At 64.3% G+C, this 23,920-nt stretch carries 31 protein-coding genes and 1 tRNA gene; 22 read left to right on the plus strand and 10 right to left on the minus strand.

Annotated features, from left to right (window positions below):
- Nucleotides 1-107 precede the first annotated feature (107 nt).
- The 13 genes from BLJ79_RS21570 (at nucleotide 108) to BLJ79_RS21630 (ending at nucleotide 9,473) form a co-directional block, all read left to right on the plus strand.
- Nucleotides 108-599, plus strand: coding sequence for a capsid assembly scaffolding protein Gp46 family protein (locus tag BLJ79_RS21570; RefSeq protein ID WP_071216873.1), 492 nt, complete (start codon nucleotides 108-110; stop codon nucleotides 597-599).
- Nucleotides 600-619: 20 nt separating this feature from the next.
- Nucleotides 620-1,525, plus strand: coding sequence for a phage major capsid protein (locus tag BLJ79_RS21575; RefSeq protein WP_286135880.1), 906 nt, complete (start codon nucleotides 620-622; stop codon nucleotides 1,523-1,525).
- Between the two features lie 205 nt (nucleotides 1,526-1,730).
- The gene (locus tag BLJ79_RS21580; protein ID WP_071216875.1) at nucleotides 1,731-2,159 is read left to right on the plus strand and encodes a Gp19/Gp15/Gp42 family protein; all 429 of its coding nucleotides are present in this window, start codon (nucleotides 1,731-1,733) and stop codon (nucleotides 2,157-2,159) included.
- The gene (locus BLJ79_RS21585) at nucleotides 2,143-2,505 is read left to right on the plus strand and encodes a hypothetical protein (RefSeq protein WP_071216876.1); all 363 of its coding nucleotides are present in this window, start codon (nucleotides 2,143-2,145) and stop codon (nucleotides 2,503-2,505) included. The genes BLJ79_RS21580 and BLJ79_RS21585 overlap by 17 nt, the downstream gene beginning before the upstream one ends.
- On the plus strand, nucleotides 2,505-2,750 hold the full coding sequence (locus BLJ79_RS21590; protein WP_071216877.1) for a hypothetical protein: 246 nt from the start codon (nucleotides 2,505-2,507) through the stop codon (nucleotides 2,748-2,750). Before BLJ79_RS21585 ends, BLJ79_RS21590 begins: the two co-directional genes overlap by 1 nt.
- The gene (locus BLJ79_RS21595) at nucleotides 2,750-3,127 is read left to right on the plus strand and encodes a hypothetical protein (protein WP_071216878.1); all 378 of its coding nucleotides are present in this window, start codon (nucleotides 2,750-2,752) and stop codon (nucleotides 3,125-3,127) included. The genes BLJ79_RS21590 and BLJ79_RS21595 overlap by 1 nt, the downstream gene beginning before the upstream one ends.
- Nucleotides 3,128-3,145: 18 nt before the next feature.
- Nucleotides 3,146-3,709 carry a phage tail tube protein gene (locus BLJ79_RS21600; RefSeq protein ID WP_139195012.1) on the plus strand — a complete coding sequence of 188 codons (564 nt, stop codon included), beginning with the start codon at nucleotides 3,146-3,148 and terminating at the stop codon, nucleotides 3,707-3,709.
- Nucleotides 3,710-3,796: 87 nt separating this feature from the next.
- A complete protein-coding gene (locus tag BLJ79_RS21605; RefSeq protein WP_071216880.1) occupies nucleotides 3,797-4,141 on the plus strand; it encodes a hypothetical protein in 345 nt (114 codons plus the stop codon).
- 149 nt (nucleotides 4,142-4,290) lie between these two features.
- The gene (locus tag BLJ79_RS23990) at nucleotides 4,291-4,530 is read left to right on the plus strand and encodes a DUF5361 domain-containing protein (protein WP_353615496.1); all 240 of its coding nucleotides are present in this window, start codon (nucleotides 4,291-4,293) and stop codon (nucleotides 4,528-4,530) included.
- A 17-nt stretch (nucleotides 4,531-4,547) separates the two neighbouring features.
- Entirely contained in the window at nucleotides 4,548-6,791 is a 2,244-nt protein-coding gene (locus BLJ79_RS21615) for a phage tail protein (RefSeq protein ID WP_071216882.1), read from the plus strand.
- A 14-nt stretch (nucleotides 6,792-6,805) separates the two neighbouring features.
- Nucleotides 6,806-7,561 (plus strand): phage tail family protein, encoded by a 756-nt coding sequence (locus BLJ79_RS21620; protein ID WP_071216883.1) that lies wholly within the window; start codon nucleotides 6,806-6,808, stop codon nucleotides 7,559-7,561.
- 11 nt (nucleotides 7,562-7,572) lie between these two features.
- Nucleotides 7,573-8,649 (plus strand): hypothetical protein, encoded by a 1,077-nt coding sequence (locus tag BLJ79_RS21625; RefSeq protein ID WP_071216884.1) that lies wholly within the window; start codon nucleotides 7,573-7,575, stop codon nucleotides 8,647-8,649.
- Nucleotides 8,650-8,657: 8 nt separating this feature from the next.
- Nucleotides 8,658-9,473 carry a hypothetical protein gene (locus BLJ79_RS21630; RefSeq protein ID WP_071216885.1) on the plus strand — a complete coding sequence of 272 codons (816 nt, stop codon included), beginning with the start codon at nucleotides 8,658-8,660 and terminating at the stop codon, nucleotides 9,471-9,473.
- A 10-nt stretch (nucleotides 9,474-9,483) separates the two neighbouring features.
- Here the strand turns inward: BLJ79_RS21630 and BLJ79_RS21635 are convergent, their stop codons facing one another.
- Nucleotides 9,484-9,840 (minus strand): hypothetical protein, encoded by a 357-nt coding sequence (locus BLJ79_RS21635; protein WP_071216886.1) that lies wholly within the window; start codon nucleotides 9,838-9,840, stop codon nucleotides 9,484-9,486.
- A 67-nt stretch (nucleotides 9,841-9,907) separates the two neighbouring features.
- Here BLJ79_RS21635 and BLJ79_RS21640 point away from each other — a divergent pair, with 67 nt between their 5' ends.
- The 9 genes from BLJ79_RS21640 to BLJ79_RS21675 all read left to right on the plus strand — a co-directional run bounded on the left by BLJ79_RS21640 (nucleotide 9,908) and on the right by BLJ79_RS21675 (nucleotide 15,048).
- The gene (locus BLJ79_RS21640; RefSeq protein WP_071216887.1) at nucleotides 9,908-10,132 is read left to right on the plus strand and encodes a hypothetical protein; all 225 of its coding nucleotides are present in this window, start codon (nucleotides 9,908-9,910) and stop codon (nucleotides 10,130-10,132) included.
- Nucleotides 10,133-10,197: 65 nt separating this feature from the next.
- Nucleotides 10,198-10,698: a hypothetical protein gene (locus BLJ79_RS21645; protein ID WP_139195014.1), complete on the plus strand. Its 501-nt coding sequence runs from the start codon at nucleotides 10,198-10,200 to the stop codon at nucleotides 10,696-10,698.
- 3 nt (nucleotides 10,699-10,701) lie between these two features.
- A complete protein-coding gene (locus tag BLJ79_RS21650) occupies nucleotides 10,702-12,552 on the plus strand; it encodes a pyocin knob domain-containing protein (RefSeq protein ID WP_139195015.1) in 1,851 nt (616 codons plus the stop codon).
- Between the two features lie 155 nt (nucleotides 12,553-12,707).
- Entirely contained in the window at nucleotides 12,708-12,983 is a 276-nt protein-coding gene (locus tag BLJ79_RS21655; RefSeq protein ID WP_071216890.1) for a hypothetical protein, read from the plus strand.
- On the plus strand, nucleotides 12,980-13,186 hold the full coding sequence (locus BLJ79_RS21660) for a DUF7620 family protein (RefSeq protein ID WP_071216891.1): 207 nt from the start codon (nucleotides 12,980-12,982) through the stop codon (nucleotides 13,184-13,186). Before BLJ79_RS21655 ends, BLJ79_RS21660 begins: the two co-directional genes overlap by 4 nt.
- Complete coding sequence (locus tag BLJ79_RS21665; RefSeq protein WP_071216892.1) at nucleotides 13,183-13,479, plus strand: putative phage holin; 297 nt, start codon at nucleotides 13,183-13,185, stop codon at nucleotides 13,477-13,479. Before BLJ79_RS21660 ends, BLJ79_RS21665 begins: the two co-directional genes overlap by 4 nt.
- Nucleotides 13,480-13,552: 73 nt before the next feature.
- Nucleotides 13,553-13,696 (plus strand): hypothetical protein, encoded by a 144-nt coding sequence (locus tag BLJ79_RS23505; protein WP_175475570.1) that lies wholly within the window; start codon nucleotides 13,553-13,555, stop codon nucleotides 13,694-13,696.
- A 3-nt stretch (nucleotides 13,697-13,699) separates the two neighbouring features.
- Entirely contained in the window at nucleotides 13,700-14,683 is a 984-nt protein-coding gene (locus BLJ79_RS21670; RefSeq protein ID WP_071216893.1) for a VldE C-terminal domain-containing protein, read from the plus strand.
- A gap of 11 nt (nucleotides 14,684-14,694) precedes the next feature.
- Nucleotides 14,695-15,048, plus strand: a complete 354-nt coding sequence (locus BLJ79_RS21675) for a hypothetical protein (RefSeq protein WP_071216894.1) — start codon at nucleotides 14,695-14,697, stop codon at nucleotides 15,046-15,048.
- Nucleotides 15,049-15,287: 239 nt separating this feature from the next.
- Here the strand turns inward: BLJ79_RS21675 and BLJ79_RS21680 are convergent, their stop codons facing one another.
- The 9 genes from BLJ79_RS21680 to BLJ79_RS21720 all read right to left on the minus strand — a co-directional run bounded on the left by BLJ79_RS21680 (nucleotide 15,288) and on the right by BLJ79_RS21720 (nucleotide 23,860).
- Complete coding sequence (locus tag BLJ79_RS21680; RefSeq protein WP_175475571.1) at nucleotides 15,288-16,472, minus strand: tyrosine-type recombinase/integrase; 1,185 nt, start codon at nucleotides 16,470-16,472, stop codon at nucleotides 15,288-15,290.
- Between the two features lie 206 nt (nucleotides 16,473-16,678).
- Nucleotides 16,679-16,752, minus strand: a tRNA-Pro gene (locus BLJ79_RS21685).
- Between the two features lie 84 nt (nucleotides 16,753-16,836).
- The gene (der, locus tag BLJ79_RS21690) at nucleotides 16,837-18,372 is read right to left on the minus strand and encodes a ribosome biogenesis GTPase Der (RefSeq protein ID WP_071216896.1); all 1,536 of its coding nucleotides are present in this window, start codon (nucleotides 18,370-18,372) and stop codon (nucleotides 16,837-16,839) included.
- Nucleotides 18,373-18,522: 150 nt separating this feature from the next.
- The gene (cmk, locus tag BLJ79_RS21695; protein ID WP_071216897.1) at nucleotides 18,523-19,185 is read right to left on the minus strand and encodes a (d)CMP kinase; all 663 of its coding nucleotides are present in this window, start codon (nucleotides 19,183-19,185) and stop codon (nucleotides 18,523-18,525) included.
- Nucleotides 19,185-20,288 (minus strand): prephenate dehydrogenase, encoded by a 1,104-nt coding sequence (locus BLJ79_RS21700; protein ID WP_071216898.1) that lies wholly within the window; start codon nucleotides 20,286-20,288, stop codon nucleotides 19,185-19,187. The genes cmk and BLJ79_RS21700 overlap by 1 nt, the downstream gene beginning before the upstream one ends.
- 4 nt (nucleotides 20,289-20,292) lie before the next feature.
- Nucleotides 20,293-21,360, minus strand: a complete 1,068-nt coding sequence (locus tag BLJ79_RS21705; protein ID WP_071216899.1) for a pseudouridine synthase — start codon at nucleotides 21,358-21,360, stop codon at nucleotides 20,293-20,295.
- Nucleotides 21,361-21,369: 9 nt separating this feature from the next.
- Nucleotides 21,370-22,053: an SMC-Scp complex subunit ScpB gene (gene scpB, locus BLJ79_RS21710; RefSeq protein WP_083411544.1), complete on the minus strand. Its 684-nt coding sequence runs from the start codon at nucleotides 22,051-22,053 to the stop codon at nucleotides 21,370-21,372.
- Nucleotides 22,050-22,964, minus strand: a complete 915-nt coding sequence (locus BLJ79_RS21715) for a segregation and condensation protein A (protein WP_071216900.1) — start codon at nucleotides 22,962-22,964, stop codon at nucleotides 22,050-22,052. Before BLJ79_RS21715 ends, scpB begins: the two co-directional genes overlap by 4 nt.
- Nucleotides 22,964-23,860 (minus strand): ParA family protein, encoded by an 897-nt coding sequence (locus BLJ79_RS21720; RefSeq protein WP_071216901.1) that lies wholly within the window; start codon nucleotides 23,858-23,860, stop codon nucleotides 22,964-22,966. Before BLJ79_RS21720 ends, BLJ79_RS21715 begins: the two co-directional genes overlap by 1 nt.
- Between the last annotated feature and the right edge of the window lie 60 nt (nucleotides 23,861-23,920).

The raw sequence follows: 23,920 nt of genomic DNA on the forward strand, positions 1-23,920 counted from the left end.
ATCACTACGTTGGTAAACACTGCCTTCGGGCTCCCTAATTTTACGCGTCACAGACGGCGGTCAACGGTCTGGATCAAATGCCGACGGGCTTACGGAAGGAATAAATCATGAGTGCAGAATCTGGTGCAACCGAATCCGGTGCAACGGAGTTCACGCCGATCACTTCGCAGGAAGACCTAAACAAGGTCATCGGCGAACGGATCCGGCGTGCGAAGCCTGCCGACTACGACGAACTCAAGGCGAAGGCTGACAAGTTCGCGGAGTGGGAGCAGTCGCAAAAGACCGACACCCAGCGCCTCCAGGATCAGCTTGCATCGCTGACCACGGAGCGCGACGCGACGGCCCGCAAGGCCCAGCGTTTGGAAGTGATCGCTACCGAGGGTATCCCCGCGGAGTATCACGACCTTGTGCATGGCGAAACCGCGGAGGCCCTTTCGGCCTCTGCCCAGAAGGTCAAGGCCATCCTGGCCAAGTCCTCGGGTGACGGCAAGCCGGGCGTTAGCTACCGCGTGAACCTCGATGGCGACGGGTCCGAAACCCTCGCCTTGAACGGCAGCGGCATCGAAGAAGCACTCAAATCCAAGCTCGGGATCAAGTAATCCCTTTACCGCTCCAAGGAGTGACCATGGCGCAGACCGCCGCAACAAACACGTCCGAATTTGCAGGATTCCTCAAGCCCGCCGAGGCTGAGGCATACTTCACCCAGGCTGCACGCCAGTCTGTCGTGCAGTCCCTCGTCCGCCGCGTGCCGCTGGGCATCAACGGTCAGGACATCCCGGTTGTCACTTCGAAGCCGACTGCTTCGTGGGTTGCCGAGGCCGGCCAGAAGCCGACCACGAGCGGCGCGCTTGGCCTCAAGTCCATCTCTCCGAAGAAGATTGCGGCTATCACCGTCGTCTCCGCGGAAGTTGTTCGCGCCAATCCAGGGAACTACGTTTCCATGTTCCGCGACCAGATCGCCGAAGCGTTCGCTATCGCATTCGATGCTGCAACCCTGCATGGCACGTCCACTCCGTTCGGGGCCGGCAACTTCGTCGGCGCAACCACCAAGGCTGTTGAGCTGGGCACCGCAACCGCCGCGAACGGCGGCACTTACGCCGACCTGAACGGCGCGCTCAAGCTGCTTGTCGATGACAAGAAGAAGCTGACCGGCTGGGCGTTCGATGATACGGCCGAGCCGCTGCTGAACGCCGCAGTGGACCTCAATGGCCGCCCGCTCTTCGTGGATGCCGTCTACGAAGAGTCGGCACTTTCGGGTGGGCGACTGCTGCGCCGCCCCGCCTTCTACAGCGAGGGTGTTGCAAATGCCACTACCATCGGCTTCGCGGGCGACTGGTCCCAGGCTGTCTGGGGTGCCGTTGGCGGCATCTCCTACGACGTGTCCACCGAGGCGACCGTCACCATCAACGGTGAACTGACCTCGCTATGGGAGCACAACCTTGTTGCGATCCGCGCCGAGGCCGAATATGGCTGGCTCGTCAACGACCCCGCTTCCTTCGTGAAGCTCACCGAGGGCGCTGTCTAAGTTTGGCTCGTTTGCAGAACCCGGTCACGGGCACGGTAGTTAGCGTCGAGGGCGACCTCGAAGAGCGCTACCGCGCCCGCGGTTGGCCAGAGCTTGACGCTCAGGCTGAGGCGCCACTGGCGGCCCCGGAAGAGCCAGAGGCAGAAGTTGAGAGTAAGCCGGTAACTCGCCGGAGCACTCGCCGCACAACCAGATAGGGGGCACCATGGCTTGGGTTGTTGCTGCGGACGTGATCGATTCATGGATTGGCCCGGGAGCGCCGAACGACACTGCGCTTGTTGATACGTGGATTGGTCGCTCTGAGCGCATGGTTCGCCGAAGCGTCCCCGACTTGCAAGAGCGGATGGATGCCGAAGCGGAACTCATCCCGTCATCGACCGACCTTCTGGAGCTCACCCGTGACGTTGTCATTGGCATGGTCACGCGGGTGTTCCGAAACCCGGAGGGCAAGCGTTCGATCCAGAGCGCGTCTGGACCCCTCTCGGAGTCAACCACCTTTGGTGGTGACACTCCGGGCGGACTGGTCATGACGAGTGAGGAAACGGACCTACTCTCTGGGTTCCGGCCCGGTGAAGCCTTTGTGGTGGACCTCATCGCCGGACACCAGGAGGCACCTCGTGCCTTTCCCTGGTGATTTCCTTCCGAACCATGCGCGCACCGATGTCGTGGTGCTGACCCCGGCCATGGTTGATGAGCGGGGCGAACTGGTCGCTGACTGGTCCGCCCCGCTCGAAACCCCGGCTCCGGGGTGCATCGCCCACGACGGCGGCATCTCATCCGACTGGCAGCACGCCGCGGCATTGAAGGTGGACCGCACGGTCTACTTCCCGCCCGATCAGGAGCCGCCGGCACTGTTCCGGATCCGGTTTCCCGACAGCCCCGAGACATTCAGTCTCAAGGGCGAAGTGAAGCGGTGGATCTACGGCCTGCGCATCGACTGCTTCGCGGTCGAGCTTGAACGGCGAAGGGATGGGCTCTGATGGCAAAGAAGGTCAAGGTGCAGATGAATCGGGCCGGCATGAGGGCCCTGCTGTCCGGACCGGAGATGCAGGCCGCGATGCTCAGCGAAGCCTCCAAGCGGGTTCCTGATGGCAAGGGGTACGAGGCTCGTGCTGGCGAGACTGGCGGCAACCGCACGCGTGCATTTATCGCGGCGACTGACTGGTCTTCGTACAACGACAATGCCCGCAACGCGACCCTGCTGCGGTCCTTGGGCGGTGGCTGATGCTTGTTCCCGCTGATGTCGAGTACGCGGTCAGGGAGTACCTGAAGCCACTGCTCACGGTTCCGGTGTCATCGAGTCTCGGGGCGACTGCCAGTCAGGTGGTCGCCTTTTCTGTGGGCGGTTCGGAGGCCACGTTGGTGTCCGGTCGTCCGCGGTTGGTCTTCGACTGCTACGGCGAACGTGAGGCCCAGGCTTGGACGCTGGCGCAGAAGGCCTTCGGGCTGGTCAAGGATCTGGACTGCCGAATGATCGGCGGGGTCCAGCTCTACGACGTGACCGCGACCCTACCGGCGAACCTTCCCCACCCGGATAAGCCGACCCTGTTCCGGTATCAATTCAACGCAATCATTCACGCCCGCCATGTGCGGGCTTCTTAGCTTAAGGGGGCCGTCTCGATGACGACTACTGATGATGTTCTGATTGGCGCACCTGACCGATCTACCGTTGCGGGCGTGGTCGGGTATGCATACACCCTGCCGACCGACGCGACGCTTCCGACTGATACGACCACCGCCCTTGAGGCAGGCGCCGAAGACCTCGGCTACGTGTCCGAGGATGGGCTGGCGATCTCCACCGACCGAAGCACCGAACCGATCCGGGACTGGAACCTGGACGACGTTCGCCTGCTGCTGACCGAACACTCGGCAACGCTCACGTTCACGATCATCTCGTGGACCGTGGCGGGGCTCAAGGCGTACTTCGGCGATGAGAACGTCACCGAGTCGGCAAGCGAGATCGTGGTCAAGATCAACGGCCGCGACATCGGCAACCGGGCGTGGGTGTTCAACCTCAAGGACATGAACCGCAAGCGCCGCGTCGTGGTGCCGAATGGGGCTCTCTCTTCGCAGGGCGAGATCACCTTTGTGAAGGGCGAATCGACTCCGCTGGAGATCGAGCTTACTGCCCTCGTTGATGACGCTGGCGAAAAGATCTACATCTACACGGCGACTGCCGCGTAGCAACAAACTCGTGCGGGCAGTTCAGTGGGTGCGCTGCCCGCACGTTCTTTTCTAGCACCCATCACAAGCTTTTAGGAGCACCCACTCATGTCGAATAACCGCAACCGCAACCGACGCCCGCAGCAGGCAAACCAGCAGGACGCGCAGGGTCCCGAGGACAAGCCATTCATCTTCAAGTCCAAGACCGGCACGACCATCCGGATCCCCGCCGGCACCCCGTACGTTCCGTCCGCTCGCGCAGTGTCCAAGCTTGCCGCGGCGATGGAATCAGAAGGGGAAGGGAGTGAGATTGCCGCACTGGCAGCAACGTTCAACCTGATCACCTCGGGATTCCCGAGTGAGGTCGCCGACAAGATCGACCTCGCTCTCGATGAGCTCCAGGCGTTCACCACGGCTTACCAGCGGTTCACGGGTACTTCGATCCCAAAATAATCTGGCTGCTCACCCTGCCGGAACGAGAGCGGGACGCCATCGAAGCGGACCTCGTGCGAGCAGGCTGGACCCTCGCCGACGCGCCTCACCACTTATCGTGGCGGGCGCTTTTTTCGTTCATCCAGTTCCTCGGTCCCGAGTCGGCTTACATGCGGGTCACAAACCCCGAGTACGCATTCTGGCTCGGATCCGAGGGTGTCCCGAACCTCTTGGCCGCTCTGGTCGATGTCGGGAACACGCAGGTGTGGCAGCAGTCCAAGGACGGCAGCAAGAACCGCAACAGGCCCAAGCCAATCAAACGGCCATGGTCCAAATCCAATTCCAAGCAAGTCGGCAGCGGGCCAATCCCTGCTTCCGAGTGGGCTGATTTCTGGGGCGATGGCTCCTAAGAGTAGGTGGTGACCGCGTGGCCGATGGTGCTGAAATCGCAAAAGCCTGGGTGACGATCATCCCCTCAGCCAAAGGCATGGGCAAGGGCATTGAGTCCGAGCTCGGCGGCATTGGTGAGACTGGCGGCAAGAAAGCCTCCAAAGGGTTCCTTGGCGGCATGGGCGGCGTCATTGGCGGCGTGGGCAAGGTTGCTCTTGGCGCGGTCGGCATCGTCGGTGGCGCCATCGCTGGAATGGCCATTGCTGGTGGTGTATCCCGTGCGCTGAACATCGAGGACGCGCAGGCCAAGCTCTCCGGTCTCGGTCACTCGGCTAAGGCCGTCGAGGGCATCATGAACAACGCCTCGGCCTCGGTGAAGGGTACCGCGTTCGGTCTCGGCGATGCCGCGGCTGTCGCCGCCGGAGCTGTTGCTGCCGGAGTGAAGCCGGGCCAGGATCTTGAGCGCACCCTAAAGCTTATGGGCGACGGTGCAACAATCGCCGGATCGACCATGGGCGAGATGGGCGCGATCTTCAACAAGGTCGCTTCATCCGACATGGTGCAGGGCGATGTCCTCGCGCAACTCGGTGACCGCGGAATCCCGATCTTGCAGTTGCTTGGCGACGAGATGGGCAAGTCGTCAGCGGAGGTCAAGAAGCTGGCATCCGCTGGCAAGATCGATTTTGCAACATTCCAGAACGCCATGGAAAAGGGAATGGGCGGCGCCGCGCTCAAGTCTGGCGACACATTCAAGGGTTCCCTGGCTAACACCAAAGCGGCACTTTCCCGTATCGGTGAAACCATTGTCGTCCCATTCTTGACGATGATGCAGCAGGGCATGGGCGTCCTTATTCCAGTGCTCGACGGAATTAACGGGGCGCTCAAGCCTGTCATGGCAGCCTTCGGCGAGTGGGCAAGCTCTAACCTGCCCATCCTCATCACGGAAATATCCGGTGGCTTTAAGGCCATGGGCGCTGCATTCTCTGATGGCGAAGACGAGATAACTTCGTCTGGCCTCGCCGGATTCCTTGAGGGCATCGGGGTAGCTGCCCGCAACGTGGTTGACGCTGTCGGCCCCACATTCTCCGAGATTAGCGGTGGAGTGCAGGCGATGGCTGCCGCGTTCATGGACGGCGAGGACCACATCACGTCCTCGGGTCTCGCTGGGATCTTCGAGGGCATCGGGGTTTCGGCGCGCAACGCGGTTGACGTGTTCGCTGCCGGGTGGGAAGCCCTCGGCCCGTCGGTCATGGCGCTAATCCCGCAGATTCTTCAACTAGTTTCTTCGATCTCGCCGCTGGGGCTCATCTTCCAGATGATCGCCCCGTTCCTTCCGCAGATTGCCGAGATGCTTATGGGTATCGCGGCGGCTGTCGTGCAGGTGCTTGGCGTCATTATCCCGCTGGTGCAGAGCATCCTTTCGCAACTGATGCCCGTGTTCATGCAGCTGGTGGGCGCTGTCCTGCCTCCGGTGATCGCCATCGTTGGCCTGCTGGTCGCGGCGATTGGTCCACTGGTTTCAATCCTTGGCCCGATCCTTACCGGTGTCATTAACGCGCTAATGCCCGTAGTGATCACCGTGTTTGGTCTGATCCAAACCGTGATAACCACCGTGCTCGGCGTGGTGCAAGGAATCATCGGGGCATTCACCGCGGCACTCTCGGGTGACTGGTCCACATTCTGGGATTCCATCGGCTCTATCTTCTCTACGATCCTGGGCGGCATTGCTACTTTCGCGGCGCAGTTCTTTGGTGAGCTGCCCGGGAAGATCCTCGGCGCCCTCGGTGATCTTGGCGGGCTGCTTCTGGGCGCAGGCGGGCAGATCATGAAGGGCCTGCTTGACGGCCTTCTGGCCGGCTTCGGTAAGGTCAAGGACTTTGTTGGTGGCATCGGTTCATGGATCGCTGACAACAAGGGGCCGAAGGCCTACGACCTGGCGCTGCTGGTTCCTGCCGGCGGTTGGATCATGGATGGCCTTGGGTCGGGCATCGAGGATTCGATGCCCGCGCTTGGGTCCACCCTCTCCGATGTTTCGTGGATGATCCAGAACGGGATCGACCCGGAGCTTGAAGCGGGCGTGAGTGCTCGCGTGTCGGCCGCTGTGCCGGCAATGGCGGGCGCAGTTAGTTCGGTTGCGCCCGACAGTGTTGCGCCTGCCGCGCAGGCTGCTGCTGGTGGCGTGACGTTCGCGCCCACGGCCAACACCACAGACCCGGATGAAGTCATTCAGGAGCTGTGGGGCAAGTTCGAGATTTGGCTACGTGAAACCGGACAGATGTAGAGAGGCGGTGGCTCGTGCCAACCAAACAGATCATGCTCGCGGATCAGGTTCTTCACGGCTCAACCCGTGAGGGTGAATGGATCACGGAAAAGATTTCCGGCTGGTACGAGCCGCCGAACTCAAAGGGTGGCGAGGAGGAGCGGGCGCTGGCTGATGGCGACTATGACGCGCAGCTCTACTACGCAGCCCGCATGGTCACCCTTGACGGGATTCTATTCCACAAAGGGCGGGGGCGAGCGGTGCAGGCGCTGGAGCGGCTGGCTGTTGCTGCCTCGCTGAACTCCCGCAAGCTGGTTGTGACCGACTTTGGCTTGAGCCGTTTCGCGAACGTGAAATTGCAGGGAGTGGATTTCACTCCAACTACGACGAGTGCGATCCGATGGCAAGTCCGCTTGAAGGCCACCGACCCGTATAAGTACGGCGAGAAGACCTCATTCTCGGGTGCGGCCGGCACGGCGTTCGATGTGTTCCAGCGTGGCACGGTTCCGGCATGGCCGTTCATCACGGTGACGGGGTCCATGCCGGGCGGGTATGAGGTGATGATCGGCGGGAAGCTTATCGAGGTCACCCGGGCGCTCACGACGGGCAACCCGCACACCATTGATACGCGCACGGGGATCCTTCGGGTGAACGGTGCAGTGGCGATCAACGGGCTGGGCATTGCCGAGTTGTTCCGGGTGAACCCTGGCATGCCGCAGTCGGTCTACGCGGTGGCCAAGAGCACTGGCACGGGCACGGTCAAGCTCGACGTGACTGACACTTATATCTAGAAGGAGGCCCCATGGCCGGGTACAAGGTCTATACGGTCTCCACGAGTACGTGGGGCGACCGGCAGCTGGTGGATGCGAAGGCGGCACCGTGGAAGCGGACGTTCAACGAGTCCGCCGGCGGATTGCAGGCCACCTTCAAGCTGTCGGATCCAAAGGTCGCCGCGGTGGCCCGGGCTGGTGCGCTGACTCCGGTGGAGCGGTGCCTGGTCGTGGAGCACGACGGCGTGGTCCTCTATGCGGGGATCATCTGGGAGGACGACTACGACGACGATGCGCGCACGCTCACCGTATCCCACGAGGATATCTGGTCGCTGCTTGCCCTGCGGCTGGTCGCGGCGGACCGTACCGGGGCCATTCCCGCGTGGAAGCAAACGTACTCCGGTCTGGAATACGACACCATCGTGAAGCGGCTGATGCAGCTTGCCACGACCGGGGCCGGGCGAACCCTCCCGATCCAGTACGAAGCCGACTACTCCGGTGGTCGGTCTCGCACCTACTACGGGTACAACCTGGACACCGCCATCGACGCGATCACGGAGATCGCGAACCTGCCCGGTGGTCCGGACGTGGATCTGCGCCCCGAGTGGGCAACCGCCAGTTCCACGCTCCAGTGGACGCTGCGGACCGGCAACATGAACCCGGATTCCAAGACCATCGAGGTTGTGGTGTCCGCGGACCATGCGGCGGTGAAGGGTATCAAGCGCAAGCGGTCCGCCCGGGAACGTTCCACCCGCATCATGGGTGTGGGCGAAGGGTCGGGCAAGGACATCAAGGTCCGCGCCAGCACCGACCCCGGGCCGTTTGAGCTGGAACGTATCGAGCAGGCCAAGAACGTGAAGAACCTGACCGACTTGCAGGACTTCGCGGACGGCAAGCAGTACACCCGCAACATGAATATCACCCAGTATTCGATGGACTTGAACATCCTCTCCCCGGTCATCGGGAACTTGTGGACGCTCAAGCCCGGCGCGTACCTGCGCTGGTACACCAGCGGAAACCCGGTGATCGCGGATGGCTGGAAGCAGCACAAGATCATCGAATACTCCGGGGATACGGCATCGAACTGGATCCATCTTGAATTGCAGTAGGAGGTTCCATGGCTGAGAAGATCAATCTCCGTTCCTCGAAGGTGAAGGAGCAGAAGCGGCGGGTTGCCGACTATGGCACCGAAACCCCGCTCTCATCGACGGCCGTGGAGCGCGGGTCTACACGGTGGCTCAGTGGGTCCACAGTCGTTATCGAGGGCCTGCTCGACGTCACCGGTACGACGACCATCAGTGGCGCCCTGAACGTTTCCGGGACCACAACGCTGTCCGGTGCCACGACCATCGCGGGCCCAACCGGCATCACCGGAGCGCTGACCATCGCAGGTTCGATGGATGTCACCGGGCCAACAACCCTCGCAGGAACCTTGGACATCACCGGGGACACCTCGATCACCGGCCTGTTGGACATCACCGGCAGGACCACGATCAGCAACGACTTGGAGCTGCTGGCAGGCGGCCTGTTCAAGGCCGGCGAAACATCGATCGAACCGACCGGCAAGGCAACGTTCGGGACCTTCATCATCGACCCGGCATCAAACAAGCTGATCCAGGCACCAGGCGGATGGCTCTTCAGCGACGGCATAGACCAGATGGGACTATCGTCATCGTCAACATCTAGCGTCAATCTCAACAGCTCGTACGCGGAACTGAACTATCTAGGTTCTTCAACGATTCGGGCTGAAGCGGGGTTGATCAACCTCAACGCGCCCCAGATCAGCGTCAACGGAAAGATGGTTGTTACTGGAGAGGTCACGCTCCAGTCGGCGACGCTTCGATTCACGGGTCTTTTGCCGGAGACCGCCAACCGCCCCAACCTACATATTGCCTCGAATGGCAGGATCTACAAGTCCACCTGGGTGCCGTAGATCCGGCGGACTACTTCGCGAGGAAGTCGCAGTAAGCCTTGTCGGCTGCGTACGACAAGTTCTTGTTGAACACCGCGGACTTGGAAACCTTGAACGGCTTCCCCTCATCGCAGAACGCATGCAGCCCCGCGACAACCTTCTTCGCAGAGGGATCATCCGAGATGCCGTGGGCGTTGGCCCGGGTCTCGGCGAACTCAACGAACTGCTTTTCGATCTGTGCATTCGGATTCTCCGACGGCGCAGCCGCTACCTCCGCCTTGGGGCTGGCGCTCGCCGACGCAGGCGCACTGGTCTCGGCCGTCAACGGTTCACTCGGGGATGCCGAGCACCCGGTCAGGGCCACAAGCGCGGCCACGGCAACAATCATTCCCCCATGTTTCATCATGTGCCGAAGTCTATGGCACCCCACCCACCACAAGCCAAAGGATGACCGCATGGACCCCGACGAACTATTCCTCCACAATCACATCCTCGCCGAGTACCAGCAGGAAGTGCACCGGCTCAAGTTCGAGCTGGCGCGGGCAAACGCCCAGTCCGCGCAGAAGGACCAGCGCAATGCCGAGCTGGAGCGCCAGCTGGTAGCGGCCCGGGGTCCGTCCTTGCCCCACGGGCCAGCGGGTGACGCTTCCCCGAAACCCGGCCCGCCTCCCTCCCGCTAACCCCAACCCACCCCAAGCCACCGATCGCACGGTGGCTTTCCTATTGCCCGAAAGGCGGTGCCCCATTGCCAACGATCACTGGGGAACTTCGAGACATCGTGGGCGCCACGCTCACCTCCCGGGTCGGGAAGCTGGTCTTCCGGCTCAACACCCCCAACATCGGCACGGCCGGCGCCATTGCCTCCCGTGTCCTGCCCACCGCTGAGCACCCGGTCACCCCCTCGTCCGATGGATCGTTCTCGGTGGAACTGACCCAAACCGACCTACTGCTCACCGATGCCTGGTACGTCCTGAGCATCGAGTGGAACGACGCGAGCATGCCGAACACCGACTTCCCCGAGTGGCAGATCCGGGTCACCGGCGGCGGAACCCTGCTGGATATGGTCGTGCTCGGTCCCCCGCATGGCGGGTGGGGCGGCCCGCTGGCCAACCTTTCCCTGGTGCTCGTCAGCCTGACCCAGCCGGAGAACCTGCAAGCGGGCCAGCTCTGGCTTCAGGCGGCACCCGATTCCTACGCAAGCCCGAACCCGGCACTAAACACCGGCAAACTCTTTAGGGGGGCATGACCCATGGCACTAGCAAAACGAGTCGTCCACGTCGCATCACTTCGAGGCCCCGAAGGACCGATCGGCCCCGCCGGCCCGGGCTGGTCCCGAGGCTTGGTTCCAGACGGAACCAATCTCGACAGTTGGAAGACCGCGGCATATGTGGGCGGGTGGTTCATTGCCTCGCCCGAATCAGCCGCTACGATTACTGGCTTGCCGACTGGCTTTACCCGCGGCAACTTGGCTATTCATGCTGGCCCCGCCGGGTATTCGTATGTAACGCAGGTGCTGATGCAGTCCGGGCCGCGCCCCGTAACTTACACCCGCACGATGCTCAGCGCCGAACTGTGGTCCGAATGGCAGACGATGCTCACCACGGGCAGGATCCTTGCCGAGGGAACCCGCCTGGACGACTGGTCAGGGCATGAGCGCGCCGGGTCTTGGTACGTCCCCACAGGCCCGCATGCGGCAACAATTGTCGGGCTGCCCTCCCGGCTCCCGGGTAACCTGCTGGTGCTCTCAGGCCCCCCGGGGTACAGCTATACCGCCCAGGTCTACCTCACGTCGGGGAACATCGATGAGCAGGCCGTGTACTGGCGCTCGCTCGCTGGCGTGGGGGCATGGTGGTCGTGGAAGGCGCTCGGCACCAATAGCGGCGGCGGGGGCGGTGACCCTTATGAGCCCGTAGCCGCTGGCATGAAGAATGCCGACCTGCTGGACATGCTCGTACAGCGCAAGGGCGGGCCAATCGGGACGGGCGGACGTGCCGGATTTGCTCTCCGCGTTGACCACGGGACCGACGCATTCCAGTCCGACCTTGGGCCACTTGTGAAAAAATACGGTATCCCATTGACTATGGCGGTCTACTCCAAGCAGCGAGAGGTCAACCCGGACAACAACGGTGTTGAGTGGAGCATCGTTGAGCAATGGCATCGCACCCATGGCATGAGCTTCGGCAACCACTCAGACGACCACTTGGACAAGCCAGACGCAGGCGGGTGGGAAGGTGGAACCATCGGTTCAGCGGCAGCCCTAAAGAGCCTGATGCCCACCGTCCCGGTCGAGCAGTACATTCCTCACGGGTCGGTAGGATTCGATCGCTACGGCGGATTCAACGCGGCAAACTCGCACGACGCAATCGTGGGCACCTTGGCCGGGCGAATGGCACTGTCGTCGCATGCACTAGTTTCCGGGTACAGAGGGGGTCAGTTTCGGCCATTGCACGGTCGCCCAATGCAAGGCTTGGCTCACTGGACCATGGAGGAAGCGACCCCTGCCGAGTTCAAGGCGATGCTCGATGAGGCCATCTCCGAAAAGGTTGGCCTGGCGGTCATGTTCCATCCCGAGTTCATCGGCAGGACCAACAAGATGACCTGGGAGCAGGTGGAAGAATGCCTTGCCTACGTGGCGCAGAAGCGGGATGAGGGCGTACTCATTCCTCTCACCCTGGATGGTTTGGCCTGCGCAGACTCTGGCTCTTCCTTCCGGCATGACCTTCACCTCGACCCCCTCCTCTCCACTCCAGCGTCTTGGACGGGATCCGGCTTTACGCTAACGGCTGGAGCGTTCACCTCCAGTTCGGCGGGCGCGTCTGTTTATCATGACGTTCCCATGACGCGTAAGACGTGGGCACGCGGGGGCGTGCGTGAGGCGCAGTGGAAGGTCAATGTCAGTAGCACTGCAACGGTAACCGTTTCGGCGGCCTCGGCGAACGGGACATGGACTACCGATCGCACCGTTCAGCTTGCCACGGGGCAACGGAAAATCCACTTGCCCTTCGGGATTCCCCTAAACCAGTCCCAGCCAATCCGCACGAAGCTGACAGTGGTGTCGGGTGGGCTGACCATCTCGGAGTCCCACCTGTACTCAAGCTAGACCTAACCAGAGCCAACCAAGCGCCCGCGGGGGCGCATCTTTGATGCCCTCCGCGGGCGCAACCCTCCCTCCCGAAAGGCAACCATGCCCATCATCCTCGCGCCGGAAGGTGCCGCCCATGCCTGACCCGACCCACTCCCGGAGGTAACCCCGTGATGGACGCTATACCGTGGGCCGCGATTGGGGGGCTCACTCCCGGCGGCATCGTGACACTGGTCGTCTGGATGGTCCTCACCGGCCGCATCATCCCCAAATCAACTTATGACGTGATGGTGAAGGCCCGCGACGACTGGCAAGCCACCGCACAGAAAAAGCAGGAGATCATCCAGACGCAGGCCGAAGCGATCCGGGACCAGTCTGTGGTCGCGGAAACCGTCGCGAAGGTCATGACGGCTGTGCAGGATGCGACGCGGGCAGGTGACGCGCCATGATCTTCCCCCGCAAGCGCAGGAAGCAAGCCGACCGTGAAGCCCTTGAAGCGTTGGCCGCGAAGATCCAGGCAGGTGTTGAGCTTGCGGCGGTGAAGGAAATCCGTCGCGAGGTCGGCGCACAGTCCGAACGGATCCGCGAAATCAACGCGGCAAACCATTTCAGTGAAGGCCTGCACAGGTCGTTTAGGAGCAGGCCAGTATGACGATCCAACCACTTACCGGCATCCTCATGGCCGTAGCACTCACCGAAACCGTTGTTGTGATGATCGGCTGGCACCGGATGACCAATGGTGCATGGACCGGGTTCCCTGCTGGCCGGGTCCTCATGGGCCTACTCGGGGTGCTAGCGGCGATCCTCACGCTCGCGACCATATCTAGCTGGCTCCCCGGGTTCCCGGGCCGCCCATGGATCTACGTCGGGCTGTACATGTCCCTGATCGTGGTGCTTGGTTGGCTCGGCTGGACGATCTTCCGTGAGCAACACAAACGCAACTAGCACCCCGAACCCCCAAGCCCGTGACCGTCCTGGTCCGGGCTTTTCTCATGCCCGAAAACAGGAGGCCCTCGCCATGAGCGATATCCCAGACCCGTTGGATGCGATCGAGGACTTCGACGCGGAAGACCCCAACCCGGAGCCGGTCACCGATCCGGAACACCCCGACTACATCGAGCCCGCGGCCGGCATCCGGCCCCGCGCTCGGAAGGAAGGCTGATCCATGGCTATCTACAGCGGCTACGTTGGCGCCAAGACCTGCACGCAGGGACCGACCACTGGTGCCCGCGGGGCCATTGCTTGGTTCCTGGCCAAGTACGCGGACGACGGCGGCCTGAACGCGGGCATCTACAACTGCCGGCCCATCCGCGGCTCCACCCGCACCACGTCCCTGCACGGCGAAGGCCGGGCCTTCGATGCCGCCATCCGGCCGTACTCCGCGGCGTACGGGACCAAGCTGGCCGACCTGATCCGCCGGCACTCGGCCGAGCTTGGCGTCCAGTGCGTGATCTGGAACCGTCGGATCTGGTCCGGCTACTACGACGAATGGCGCACGTACACGGGAGTGAACCCGCACGTGGACCACCTGCACGTGGAGCTGTCGTGGGCTGCGGCGAACCGCAGTGTCGCCGACACGGTGGCGCTGTGGGAGAAGGTGTTGGGCGATCTGGTGGATGACGACACCGAGGTGAAGCCGGTCGGCAGCACCAAGCCGAGCACCTCCGCCACGCCGTCCACGGGCGGCGGGTCGGTTGTGGACTGGCTCAACGCCCGCAAGCGCGATTCGTCCTACGCGGCACGCGCCCGACTGGCGGCCCAGTACGGCATCAAGGGCTACTCGGGCACCGCGGCGCAGAACACGGCGTTGCTGGCCAAGCTCAAGGGCGGGGCACCGGCGGAGAAGCCCGCGCCGGTCAAGCCGAAGCCCGCGGCAAAGTTCGTGGCGCAGATGGCCGCGGAGGTCCGCGCCGGCAAACACGGCAATGGCCACGACGTGCGCCGCAAGTCCCTCGGGATCAGCGCCGCGGTCTATGCGCAGGTGCGCGCCGCCGTGAACGGCAAAGCCGCGGGCAAGAGCATCGCGGACATGGCCACCGAAGTCATCCAGGGCAAGCACGGGAACGGCCACGCGGCCCGGCAGAAGTCCCTCGGCGTCACCAACGCGACCTACGCCAAGGTCCGCGCCGAAGTCAACCGACGAGCATAAGGAGCAACACCGTGTCCAAGCACATCGCACTCACCACACAGAGCGCGCACCCGTGGCGGGCCGTCATCCGCACGCTACTGGCTGCCGTGATCGCGCTGGCCGCCATGGCGCCGCTGATCTACTCGGCCATCACGCAGGCCGACCCCGAGGGCGCTACCGGGGCCGCAGCGGGGGCGCTAGCCATCGCTGGTGCCATTACCCGCGTGCTGGCCCTCCCGGTCGTTGAGACGTTCTTGCAGCGCTTCGTGCCATGGCTGGCTGCCTCGGCCCGTGGCGACGGCGACCCGGCCAACTTGGACGGTTACCCGGTTGCCGAGCCGCACCCCGCGACCGAGGCGGACCCGGAGCGATACCGCGGCGAGTAGAGCGGCGTCAAAAGTGAATCGTTACAGAAACGTGACCACGCTACACCATTGAAACAAGCCCCGGTCATGGTGTAGCAGTTTCACAAACCCGACTCATTCACGGTTCCCAACCACTCGCAAAACCCGCGCACACATGCGGGATGCGTTGCCAACGAGCTGACCGGCACGGTGACCACGCAAAGAAGCCCCCGAACCATCCGGCAACGGACAGTTCGGGGGCTTCTTTTTTGTGCCCGGAATCAGGCGGTGAGTTCTCCGCGCTTCTTCTCGGGGATCGCCTTCACTGGCTCGATGTCGAACAGCCCTCCCATTGCGGCGCCCATCGTTAGGGCCCCACGCTTGAGTGCTTCGGGCATCAGGTGCGAGTAGATCTTTGACGTGGTGTTGATCGACTGGTGACCCATAAGCCTGGACAGGTCGAACATCGTAGAGGGAGGATCGCCCGCCAACATCCATGACGCGTACGTGTGGCGCAGGTCGTGGATCCGCGGGGACTTCTTGAGCCCGTCCGCTTGGGCTGCCCTCAGTGCCGGCTTCCATGCCTTGTTGTGGAGTGCTTGCGTGGTGACTTCTCCCCCGGCCTTCATCCGGAACACCTGCTTATCGGCCGCACACGCCTGCACCTGGGGCGCAACGGCCCGCGCTAGGGCAGAGTCCATCGGGACTGTCCGGCGTGCTTGCTCGGTCTTTGGTGGGCCAATGGTGCGCCCGTTCTTGTCGTCGCGCTTCCACGCCTTTGTGACGCGCACCGTGTACTCCCCGCCCGCGTCGCTAAAGTCGCCCGGAATCAGGGCTGTGGCCTCACTGAACCGGAGCCCCGTCCCCACCAGAAACAGGATCAGAGGATGGAAATGCCTATCTAGATGCTTGAGGACCAAAGCAAGTTCCGACTTCGTGAGGAACGTGGCCTTATCCTCGGTATGGTCGGCCTTCGGAAGCCTCGTGTGTTCGCATGGATTGTCGGCTCGATACTTCTTGTACTGGGCCGTCTTGACGATGGAGTACAGGAACCCGTGAACGTTGCCAATCGTCTTTGGCGAGAGGCCCTTGCCTCGCATGTACTGCACCCACTCGGCTACGTCCTCTTCGGTGAGCAGGTTCACTGGCATATCCCCCAGCGTCGGGTTGATGTGGTTCACCAGCATGCGCTCATAGGTATGCCGACTATGCACGCTGATGTCGCTCAGTCGCTTGAGGTGAGTCTCGGCAACGTCTCTAATTTTGGGGCTATCAGAGGACGCGGCAAGAATCTGGCGCTCTGCCTTGAGTGCGTCATGGTCGCACGCTTCGAGCACCTTTTTGAACATCTCGGCCTCGGGCAGTGTTTCGAAAGATTCATTGTCCTGCTTGCCATGCACGCGCCACTTCACCTGATAGGAGGTGATGATCCCCTTCGCGTTTTTGCGGGGTATGAGACTAGCCATGTGCCCTAGTTTAATCGACCTTGGGAACACAAGGCCAGAGAATGGGAACAGGCCCGGAAACATCTGCATGTTTCCGGGCCTGATTCGGTCGGGCTAGCGGGATTCGAACCCTAGCCATGTGCCCTAGTTTAATCGACCTTGGGAACACAAGGCCAGAGAATGGGAACAGGCCCGGAAACATCTGCATGTTTCCGGGCCTGATTCGGTCGGGCTAGCGGGATTCGAACCCACGGCCTCCTGACCCCCAGTCAGGCGCGCTACCAAGCTGCGCCATAGCCCGGTTGCTTTCGCAGCCGTTCTCCCTCACTCTCGTGAAGGTGCCGTCTGCGAAAAGCTCCGTGATTACCCTACCCTATTTTTTCGACTACTTCGAACGCTGGCGCTTTTCGCGCACCCGCATCGCCACTTCAATGGGCGTGCCCTCGAAGCCGAAGGTCTCACGAAGCCTGCGGGTAATGAACCTGCGGTACCCTGGATCCAAGAAACCTGTGGTGAACAGCACAAAACGGGGTGGTCGCGAGGACACCTGGGTGCCGAAGAGAATGCGTGGCTGCTTGCCTCCGCGCAGGGGGTGCGGGTGCGCCGCCACAAGCTCGCCCAGGAAGGTGTTGAGCTTGCCGGTGGAGATGCGCTTGTCCCAGGACTCCAGGGCCGTGTGCAGGGCGGGGACGAGCTTGTCCTTGTGCCATCCGGTCTTCGCCGAGATGTTCACCCGCGGTGCCCACTCCACGTGCGCCAGGTCGGTCTCGATCTCGCGCTCCAGGTAACGGCGGCGGTCGTCGTCCATCAGGTCCCACTTGTTGAAAGCGAGCACCAGGGCACGACCCGAATCGATGGTCATCTGCAGGATGCGAACATCCTGCTCGGAGAGGACCTCGTCCACCGCAACGAGCACGACGGCCACCTCGGCCTTTTCCAGGGCGGCCTGGGTACGCAGCGAGGCGTAGTAGTCCGAGCCCTGCGCCATGTGCTGGCGGCGGCGGATGCCGGCGGTGTCCACGAAGCGGAAGACCTCGCCGCCAAGCTCGACGAGCTCGTCGACCGGGTCGCGGGTGGTGCCGGCGAGGGTATCAACGACCACGCGCTCGGAACCGGCCATCTTGTTCAGCAGCGAGGACTTGCCCACGTTCGGGCGGCCGATCAGCGCGATGCGGCGCGGGCCGCCGCGCGGGATGATGCCGCCGAAGGCGGAGAACTCGGGAAGCTTGGCCACAACGGCGTCCAGCAGGTCGGCCGCGCCGCGACCGTGCAGGGCCGAAACCGGCCAGGGCTGGCCGAAGCCCAGGCCCCAGAGGAACGCGGCCTCGGATTCCTGGTTGAAGTCGTCGACCTTGTTGGCCACCAGCAGCACCGGCTTCTTCTTCCGGCGCAGCATCTTCACGACCGCCTCGTCGGTGGCGGTGGCGCCGACGCGCGAGTCCACGACGAAGAGGATGACGTCGGCCAGGTCGGCTGCGACCTCGGCCTGCTCGGCGACGCGGGCGTGGATGCCCTTGGCATCGTGCTCCCAGCCGCCGGTGTCAACGATGGTGAACTTCTTGCCCAGCCACTCGGCCTGGTAGGACACGCGGTCGCGGGTCACGCCCGGGACGTCCTCCACGACGGCCTCGCGGCGGCCCAGGATGCGGTTGACCAGCGTGGACTTGCCCACGTTGGGGCGCCCGATGATGGCCACCACCGGCGGGATGACCTCGTCGGCGTCGTCGTCGAAGTCGTCGCCCAGGTGCGCCAGCAGTTCGGCGTCCTCCGGGTCCAGTTCGTAGTCGTCGAGGCCGGCCAGCAGCGCGGTGGCGCGTGCGTCGGCATCCTCGTCGCTGATCTCGGCCAGGCGGTCGGCGATGTGGTCCTCGTTGAACGGGACGTATTCGGCGCCCTCGTCCGGAAGCAGGCTCTCACTCATGGTGTGGTTCCTTTGCGTTGCGTGCCTCCACCAAACGCGGAAGCCGGTATCAATTCAAGCATGTCTCCCGCCCGCGCGTTTCGGTGCCTGGGCACCGCTGCCGCTGGCGGGGATGGTGTGATCCGTTGGTGCTGGATCGAAGTGGTGGAGCTAGGCGGCCTGGGCCTTGATGGCTTCGAGGACGGTTGCAACCGTTTCCTCGAAGTCCAGGTCCGAGGAATCCACGGTCACGACGCCGTCGGCGGCGACCTGGAAGTTGACCACGGTCGAGTCCTTGGCGTCGCGGGCGAGCACCTGGGCCTCGAGCTCGGCGGCGGACTGGGTGCCGCCCAGCTGCAGCCCGCGGCGGCGCAGGCGCGCCTCCTCGGAGGCGGTGAGCAGGATGCGGGCCTCCGCGTCGGGTGCCACCACGGTGGTGATGTCCCGGCCCTCGGCCACGATGCGCGGGTGCGCCGCGATGATGGCGCGCTGGCGTGCCACCAGCTCCGCGCGTGCCTCCAGGTTCGTCGCGACGGCCGAGACGGCCGCGGAGACGAACGGCTCGCGGATCGCCTCGGTCACGTCGGTGCCGTGGATCGTCACCTTCTCCACGTCGGGATCGGTGGAGATGAACAGGTCGGCGGCCTTCACCGCCGCGGCGACCGCGGCGGCATCGGCCAGGTCGGTGCCGGCATCCAGCGCATGCCAGGTCACGGCGCGGTACATCGCACCGGTGTCCAGGTACGCTGCGCCCAGGCGGCGGGCGGCCTCCTTGGAGACCGAGGACTTGCCGCTTCCGGAGGGGCCGTCGATGGCCACCGTGATTTTCTGCATTACTGCGCAACCTTCCAGCCAAGTGCACTAAGCACTGTGATCAATTCTTCGCGACGTCCCGGGATGACCGAGACGTCGACCAGGCCGACCTGGTGGCCGGCGGAGTGTTCGACCCGGAGGTCCTCGACGTTGATGCCGGCATCCCCGATGTCGGCCAGCAGCTTGGCGACCTGCCCGGGCTTGTCCTTGACCACGACGGTGACCAGCGCGAAGGCCTGCGGCGGGGCGCCGTGCTTGCCCGGGATCCGCGCCTGCCCGGCGTTGCCCTCCCCCATCAGCTGGGCAAGGTCCAGCAGCGCGCCGGAGGCCGTCGGGTCCGAGAGGGTGGCGACAAGCCGGTCCAGGTCCTCGCGCATGCCGCGCAGGATCGGGACCAGTGCCCCGGCGTTGTGGCTGAGGATCTGGATCCACAGCTTCGGGTCCGAGGCCGCGATCCGGGTGGTGTCGCGCAGCCCGTTGCCGGCCAGCGCCAGCGAGTGGCCCGGGGCGTTGAGCAGCCGCGAGGCGATCAGCGAGGAGGCGACCTGCGGGAAGTGCGAGATCAGCGCGACCGAGGCGTCGTGGTCCTGCGCGTTCATGCGCGCGACCGTGGCGCCCAGGTCGATGGCCAGCGCCTCGGCGGTCTTCACCGAGTCGCCGCGCGACCCCGCGTGCGCGCAGATCACCCACGGCATCGAGGTGAACAGCTCACCGCGGGCCGAGGCCGGGCCGGAGCGTTCGCGCCCGGCCATCGGGTGGGTGCCCACGTAGCGGGCCAGGTGCTCGTCGGTGATGCGCGCATCGGCACGCACCGCCTCCAGGATCGAGCCCTTGACGGAGGCGATGTCCACCACGGTGGACATCGGGTACTCCAGCAACGCCTCGGTGACCACGGAGGCGGTGACATCCGGCGGCGCGGCGACCACCACGAGCTCGGGGGCCAGCGGGCGCCCCGGGACGTGGATGGTGCCGGCGCCGATGTCCTGTGCGACGGTTTGCGCGCTGGGCGAGGGGTCGACGAGCCAGACGTTCAGTCCGCGCTGGCTCAGCCCCAGCCCGACGCTGGTGCCCAGCAGCCCGGTGCCGATGACCAGGATCGGTCCGGCCAGGTGCGTGGTGGGCATGTGGCTACATCCCCACCATTGCCAGCAGGTGCCCGACTTCCTGCTTGCCCAGCGGGCGGATGGTGCCCTGCTTCTGGTCGCCCAGGCGGATCGGGCCGACCTGGACGCGGACCAGGCGGGTCACCGGGAAGCCGACCTCTTCGAAGAGGCGGCGCACGATGCGGTTGCGCCCGGAGTGCAGGATGACCTCCACGAGCACGTGCCCGGGGGTGGAGTCGATCAGGCGGAAGGAGTCGACGGACTGCCAGCCGTCCTCCAGCTTGATGCCCTTCTTCATCTGCGCGCCGATGCCCGAAGGCAGCGGGCCGCGGACCTGCACCAGGTAGGTCTTGGGGACCTCGTGGGAGGGGTGGGCCAGCCGGTTGGCGGCCTCGCCGTCGTTGGTCAGGATCAGCAGGCCCTCGGTCTGGTAGTCCAGCCGGCCCACGTGGAAGAGGCGCGTCTGGCCCTGCTTGCGCAGGTAGTCCGCGATGCACTTGCGGCCCTCGGGGTCCTCCATGGTGGAGACCACGTTGCGCGGCTTGTTGAAGACGAAGTACTGCATGTCCGCGTTCAGCTGCAGGCGCATGCCGTCCACGTGCACGGAGTCGTGCTCGGGGTCGATGCGGATGCCGGGTTCGGTGATGAGCACGCCGTTGACCTCGACGCGGCCGTTGGCGATCATTTCTTCGCAGACGCGGCGCGAGGCCACCCCGGCGTTGGCCATGACCTTCTGCAGGCGCACGCCCTCGAGGTCCGAGTGCGCGGCGGCCGCCTGTGCCCGCTGGGTGGGCCGGGTGCGCTCGGCGTTGACCGGGCCCAGGTTCTTGCCGAAGCGTTCCTTGCCGAAGGCCTGGGGGCCGCCGTACTTCTTCTTGCCCGGGGCCCCGGCCTTCTTGGACTGCTTCGGGCCGCCGTGGGCCTTGGACCAGGAACCGGCCGAGGACTCGGTGCCGCGCTCCGAGCCGGATCGCGGGGTGGAGGAGCGTGGGTTTTGGTCGGAACGGCCAGCACCGGTTGCTCCACGGCCGCGGCCGTTGCCGGAGCCTTGTGGGCGCTGGTTGCCGCGGCCTGGGCGGGATCCCTGGGTCATGATCTGTCCTTATGTTGTTTCGTGGTTCGCCGATTGCCAGGGCGAATCAACGTCGTAGTCGTCGATGTCACCCACTCCGGGAAGATGCGGGGAGATCCTGGGCAGCTCGGAGATACTGCCCAGTCCCAATCTTTCCAGAAAGTACGAGGTGGTCTGATACAACGTGGCACCACTTTCACCGTCGTCGGGTGCTTCGTGGATCAGCCCGCGCGTGAGTAAGGTGCGCACCACCGAATCGACGTTGACCCCGCGAATCGCCGCGATCCTGCCGCGGGAGACCGGTTGCCGGTAGGCGATCACTGCCAAAGTTTCCAGCGCTGCCTGGGTAAGTCTTGCCGTTTGGCCGTCGATGACGAAGCGTGAAACGAAGGGAGCAAATTCACGTCGGGAGAAGATGCGCCAGCCGCCGGCCAATTCACGCAGCTCAAAACCGCGTGGTGTATCCCCACCATCATACTGTGCCCGCAGCTTTTCAAGGGCCGCTGTGACGCGTTCCTCACCGACCTCGAGCACGCGGGCGAGGTGGCCGGCGGAGATGGGTTCGTCGATGACCATCAGCACCGCCTCGATGCCCGCTTCCAGTCCCCCGGGCAGCGAATCAACGGAGCCTTGGCCCTCGGCGGCCTCCCGCGGCGGGACCGGGGCCGGGGCTGCGGGGTGTGCCGAGGCCGGGGCGGTGACGGGTTCGTTCATGGTTCTTCCCCCTGTGCGGGTGGTGCCAACGTGGCGGATGTCTCGGAGTCGATGCCGGGCCCGGGCCCGTATTCCTCGTGCAGTGCGGCCGGATCCCAGTCGGTGTCGGCCGCCAACCAGCGCACGGCCAGCTCCTGGAGCGGGGCGTCCTGCGAAAAGGCGATGACCTGCTCGCGGTACATCTCCAGCAGGGCCAGGAAACGGGCGACGACCACCAGGTGGCTGGAGGCGTCCGCGACCAGCTCGCCAAACACCAGGGTCCCGCGCTCCTTGAGCATCGAGGCCAGGATGGCGGCCTGCTCGCGCACCGAGACGTTGCCGCCGTGCAGGTGCGCAATGCCGACCTCGGTGGGCTCGGGGGCCTTGGGCGCCAGCGCCGCGACGGCAAGTTGGGCCAGCTCCCCCGGGGTGGTCTTGAAAAGCAGTTCCGGCAGCAGTGCGGCGAAGTGCGCCTCCAGCCCCGCCTGGCGCGGGAAGCTGGCGGCCTCGTCGAGCAGTTTTTCGGAGATCCAGCCGGCGGCGTGCTTGAACGCCTTGTACTGTAGCAACCGGGCAAAGAGCAGGTCGCGGGCCTCGAGCAGCGCCATGTCCTCGTCGGACTCGGCATCGGTGTTCGGCAGAAGGCGGGCGGCCTTCAGGTCCAGCAGCGTGGAGGCGATGACCAGGAACTCGGTGGTCTCATCCAGCGCCTTGGCGCCTCCCCGGGCCTGCAGGGCCTTGAGGTAGGCAATGAACTCGTCGGTGACCTCGGCCATGGCGATCTGGGTGATGTCCAGCTCGCGCTTGGCGATCAGCGAGAGCAACAGGTCGAAGGGACCGGTGAAGTTTTCCAGCGAAACCCGAAAGCCACCGGCCGGTTCCTTCTCGGGGACCGGCGCGGTGGCCAGGGGGTCGGCGGCGGGTGCCGTCATTACGGGGCGCCGCCACGGGCGATCAGTTCCTTGGCCAGCTGGCGGTAGGCCTCGGCACCGGGGTGGTTGGTCGCGTAGGACGTGATCGGCTCGGCCGCCACGTTGGCGTCGGCGAACTTGATGGTCCGGCGGATCACGGTCTCGAAGACGGTGTCCCCGAACGCCTCGACCAGCCGGCCCACGACCTCGCGGCCGTGCAGCGTGCGCGGGTCGTACATGGTTGCCAGCACCCCGTCGATGGACAGCGCCGGGTTCAACCGGTCCTGGACCTTCTCGATGGTTTCGACCAGCAGCGCCACCGCGCGCAGCGCGAAGAACTCCGCCGTCAGCGGGATGATCACGCCGTGGGCGGCGGTCAGCGCGTTGACGGTGAGCAGTCCCAGGGACGGCTGGCAGTCGATGAGCACGATGTCGTAGTCGTCGGTGACCGAGCGCAGCGCGCGCTCGAGGACCTGTTCGCGGGCGACCTCGTTGACCAGCTGGACCTCGGCGGCAGAAAGGTCGATGTTGGCCGGCAGCAGATCGACGTTTTCCACGTCGGTGGTGATGATGGCGTCACGGATCGTGGTTTTGCGGTCCATCAGCACGTTGTAGACGGTGACGTCTAGCTCGTGCGGGTTGGTCCCGAAGCCGGCGGACAGCGCGCCCTGCGGGTCGAAGTCGACCAGCAGCACCTTGCGCCCGTATTCGGCCAGCGCCGCGGCGAGGTTGATGGTGGAGGTCGTCTTGCCGACCCCGCCCTTCTGGTTGACCATGGCGATCACGCGGGCCGGGCCGTGGGATTCCAGTGGCAAGGGCTCGGGGAAAATCGTCATCGGGCGACCCGTGGGTCCCAAGGGGGTTGGCTCCTTGAGCAAACCCGCGCCTCGCGACTTGCTGCCCTGTTCCTCGCTCACGGTATGAACCACGCTTCCGTTCGTTGTGCGATCTGTTTGACTACTTCAATCAAGGGTATA

The organism is Arthrobacter sp. UCD-GKA, from assembly GCF_001863355.1.
In the GTDB taxonomy this organism is placed as follows: domain Bacteria; phylum Actinomycetota; class Actinomycetes; order Actinomycetales; family Micrococcaceae; genus Paeniglutamicibacter.

What these genes read in the sequence shown, in the direction of transcription:
- BLJ79_RS21570 (WP_071216873.1), top strand. Translation starts at nt 108, where the DNA reads ATGAGTGCAGAATCTGGTGCAACCGAATCCGGTGCAACGGAGTTCACG.
- BLJ79_RS21580 (WP_071216875.1), top strand. Translation starts at nt 1,731, where the DNA reads ATGGCTTGGGTTGTTGCTGCGGACGTGATCGATTCATGGATTGGCCCG.
- BLJ79_RS21590 (WP_071216877.1), top strand. Translation starts at nt 2,505, where the DNA reads ATGGCAAAGAAGGTCAAGGTGCAGATGAATCGGGCCGGCATGAGGGCC.
- BLJ79_RS21595 (WP_071216878.1), top strand. Translation starts at nt 2,750, where the DNA reads ATGCTTGTTCCCGCTGATGTCGAGTACGCGGTCAGGGAGTACCTGAAG.
- BLJ79_RS21600 (WP_139195012.1), top strand. Translation starts at nt 3,146, where the DNA reads ATGACGACTACTGATGATGTTCTGATTGGCGCACCTGACCGATCTACC.
- BLJ79_RS21605 (WP_071216880.1), top strand. Translation starts at nt 3,797, where the DNA reads ATGTCGAATAACCGCAACCGCAACCGACGCCCGCAGCAGGCAAACCAG.
- BLJ79_RS23990 (WP_353615496.1), top strand. Translation starts at nt 4,291, where the DNA reads ATGCGGGTCACAAACCCCGAGTACGCATTCTGGCTCGGATCCGAGGGT.
- BLJ79_RS21625 (WP_071216884.1), top strand. Translation starts at nt 7,573, where the DNA reads ATGGCCGGGTACAAGGTCTATACGGTCTCCACGAGTACGTGGGGCGAC.
- BLJ79_RS21630 (WP_071216885.1), top strand. Translation starts at nt 8,658, where the DNA reads ATGGCTGAGAAGATCAATCTCCGTTCCTCGAAGGTGAAGGAGCAGAAG.
- BLJ79_RS21635 (WP_071216886.1), bottom strand. Translation starts at nt 9,840, where the DNA reads ATGATTGTTGCCGTGGCCGCGCTTGTGGCCCTGACCGGGTGCTCGGCA.
- BLJ79_RS21640 (WP_071216887.1), top strand. Translation starts at nt 9,908, where the DNA reads ATGGACCCCGACGAACTATTCCTCCACAATCACATCCTCGCCGAGTAC.
- BLJ79_RS21650 (WP_139195015.1), top strand. Translation starts at nt 10,702, where the DNA reads ATGGCACTAGCAAAACGAGTCGTCCACGTCGCATCACTTCGAGGCCCC.
- BLJ79_RS21655 (WP_071216890.1), top strand. Translation starts at nt 12,708, where the DNA reads ATGGACGCTATACCGTGGGCCGCGATTGGGGGGCTCACTCCCGGCGGC.
- BLJ79_RS21660 (WP_071216891.1), top strand. Translation starts at nt 12,980, where the DNA reads ATGATCTTCCCCCGCAAGCGCAGGAAGCAAGCCGACCGTGAAGCCCTT.
- BLJ79_RS21665 (WP_071216892.1), top strand. Translation starts at nt 13,183, where the DNA reads ATGACGATCCAACCACTTACCGGCATCCTCATGGCCGTAGCACTCACC.
- BLJ79_RS23505 (WP_175475570.1), top strand. Translation starts at nt 13,553, where the DNA reads ATGAGCGATATCCCAGACCCGTTGGATGCGATCGAGGACTTCGACGCG.
- BLJ79_RS21670 (WP_071216893.1), top strand. Translation starts at nt 13,700, where the DNA reads ATGGCTATCTACAGCGGCTACGTTGGCGCCAAGACCTGCACGCAGGGA.
- BLJ79_RS21680 (WP_175475571.1), bottom strand. Translation starts at nt 16,472, where the DNA reads ATGGCTAGTCTCATACCCCGCAAAAACGCGAAGGGGATCATCACCTCC.
- der (WP_071216896.1), bottom strand. Translation starts at nt 18,372, where the DNA reads ATGAGTGAGAGCCTGCTTCCGGACGAGGGCGCCGAATACGTCCCGTTC.
- cmk (WP_071216897.1), bottom strand. Translation starts at nt 19,185, where the DNA reads ATGCAGAAAATCACGGTGGCCATCGACGGCCCCTCCGGAAGCGGCAAG.
- BLJ79_RS21700 (WP_071216898.1), bottom strand. Translation starts at nt 20,288, where the DNA reads ATGCCCACCACGCACCTGGCCGGACCGATCCTGGTCATCGGCACCGGG.
- BLJ79_RS21705 (WP_071216899.1), bottom strand. Translation starts at nt 21,360, where the DNA reads ATGACCCAGGGATCCCGCCCAGGCCGCGGCAACCAGCGCCCACAAGGC.
- scpB (WP_083411544.1), bottom strand. Translation starts at nt 22,053, where the DNA reads ATGAACGAACCCGTCACCGCCCCGGCCTCGGCACACCCCGCAGCCCCG.
- BLJ79_RS21715 (WP_071216900.1), bottom strand. Translation starts at nt 22,964, where the DNA reads ATGACGGCACCCGCCGCCGACCCCCTGGCCACCGCGCCGGTCCCCGAG.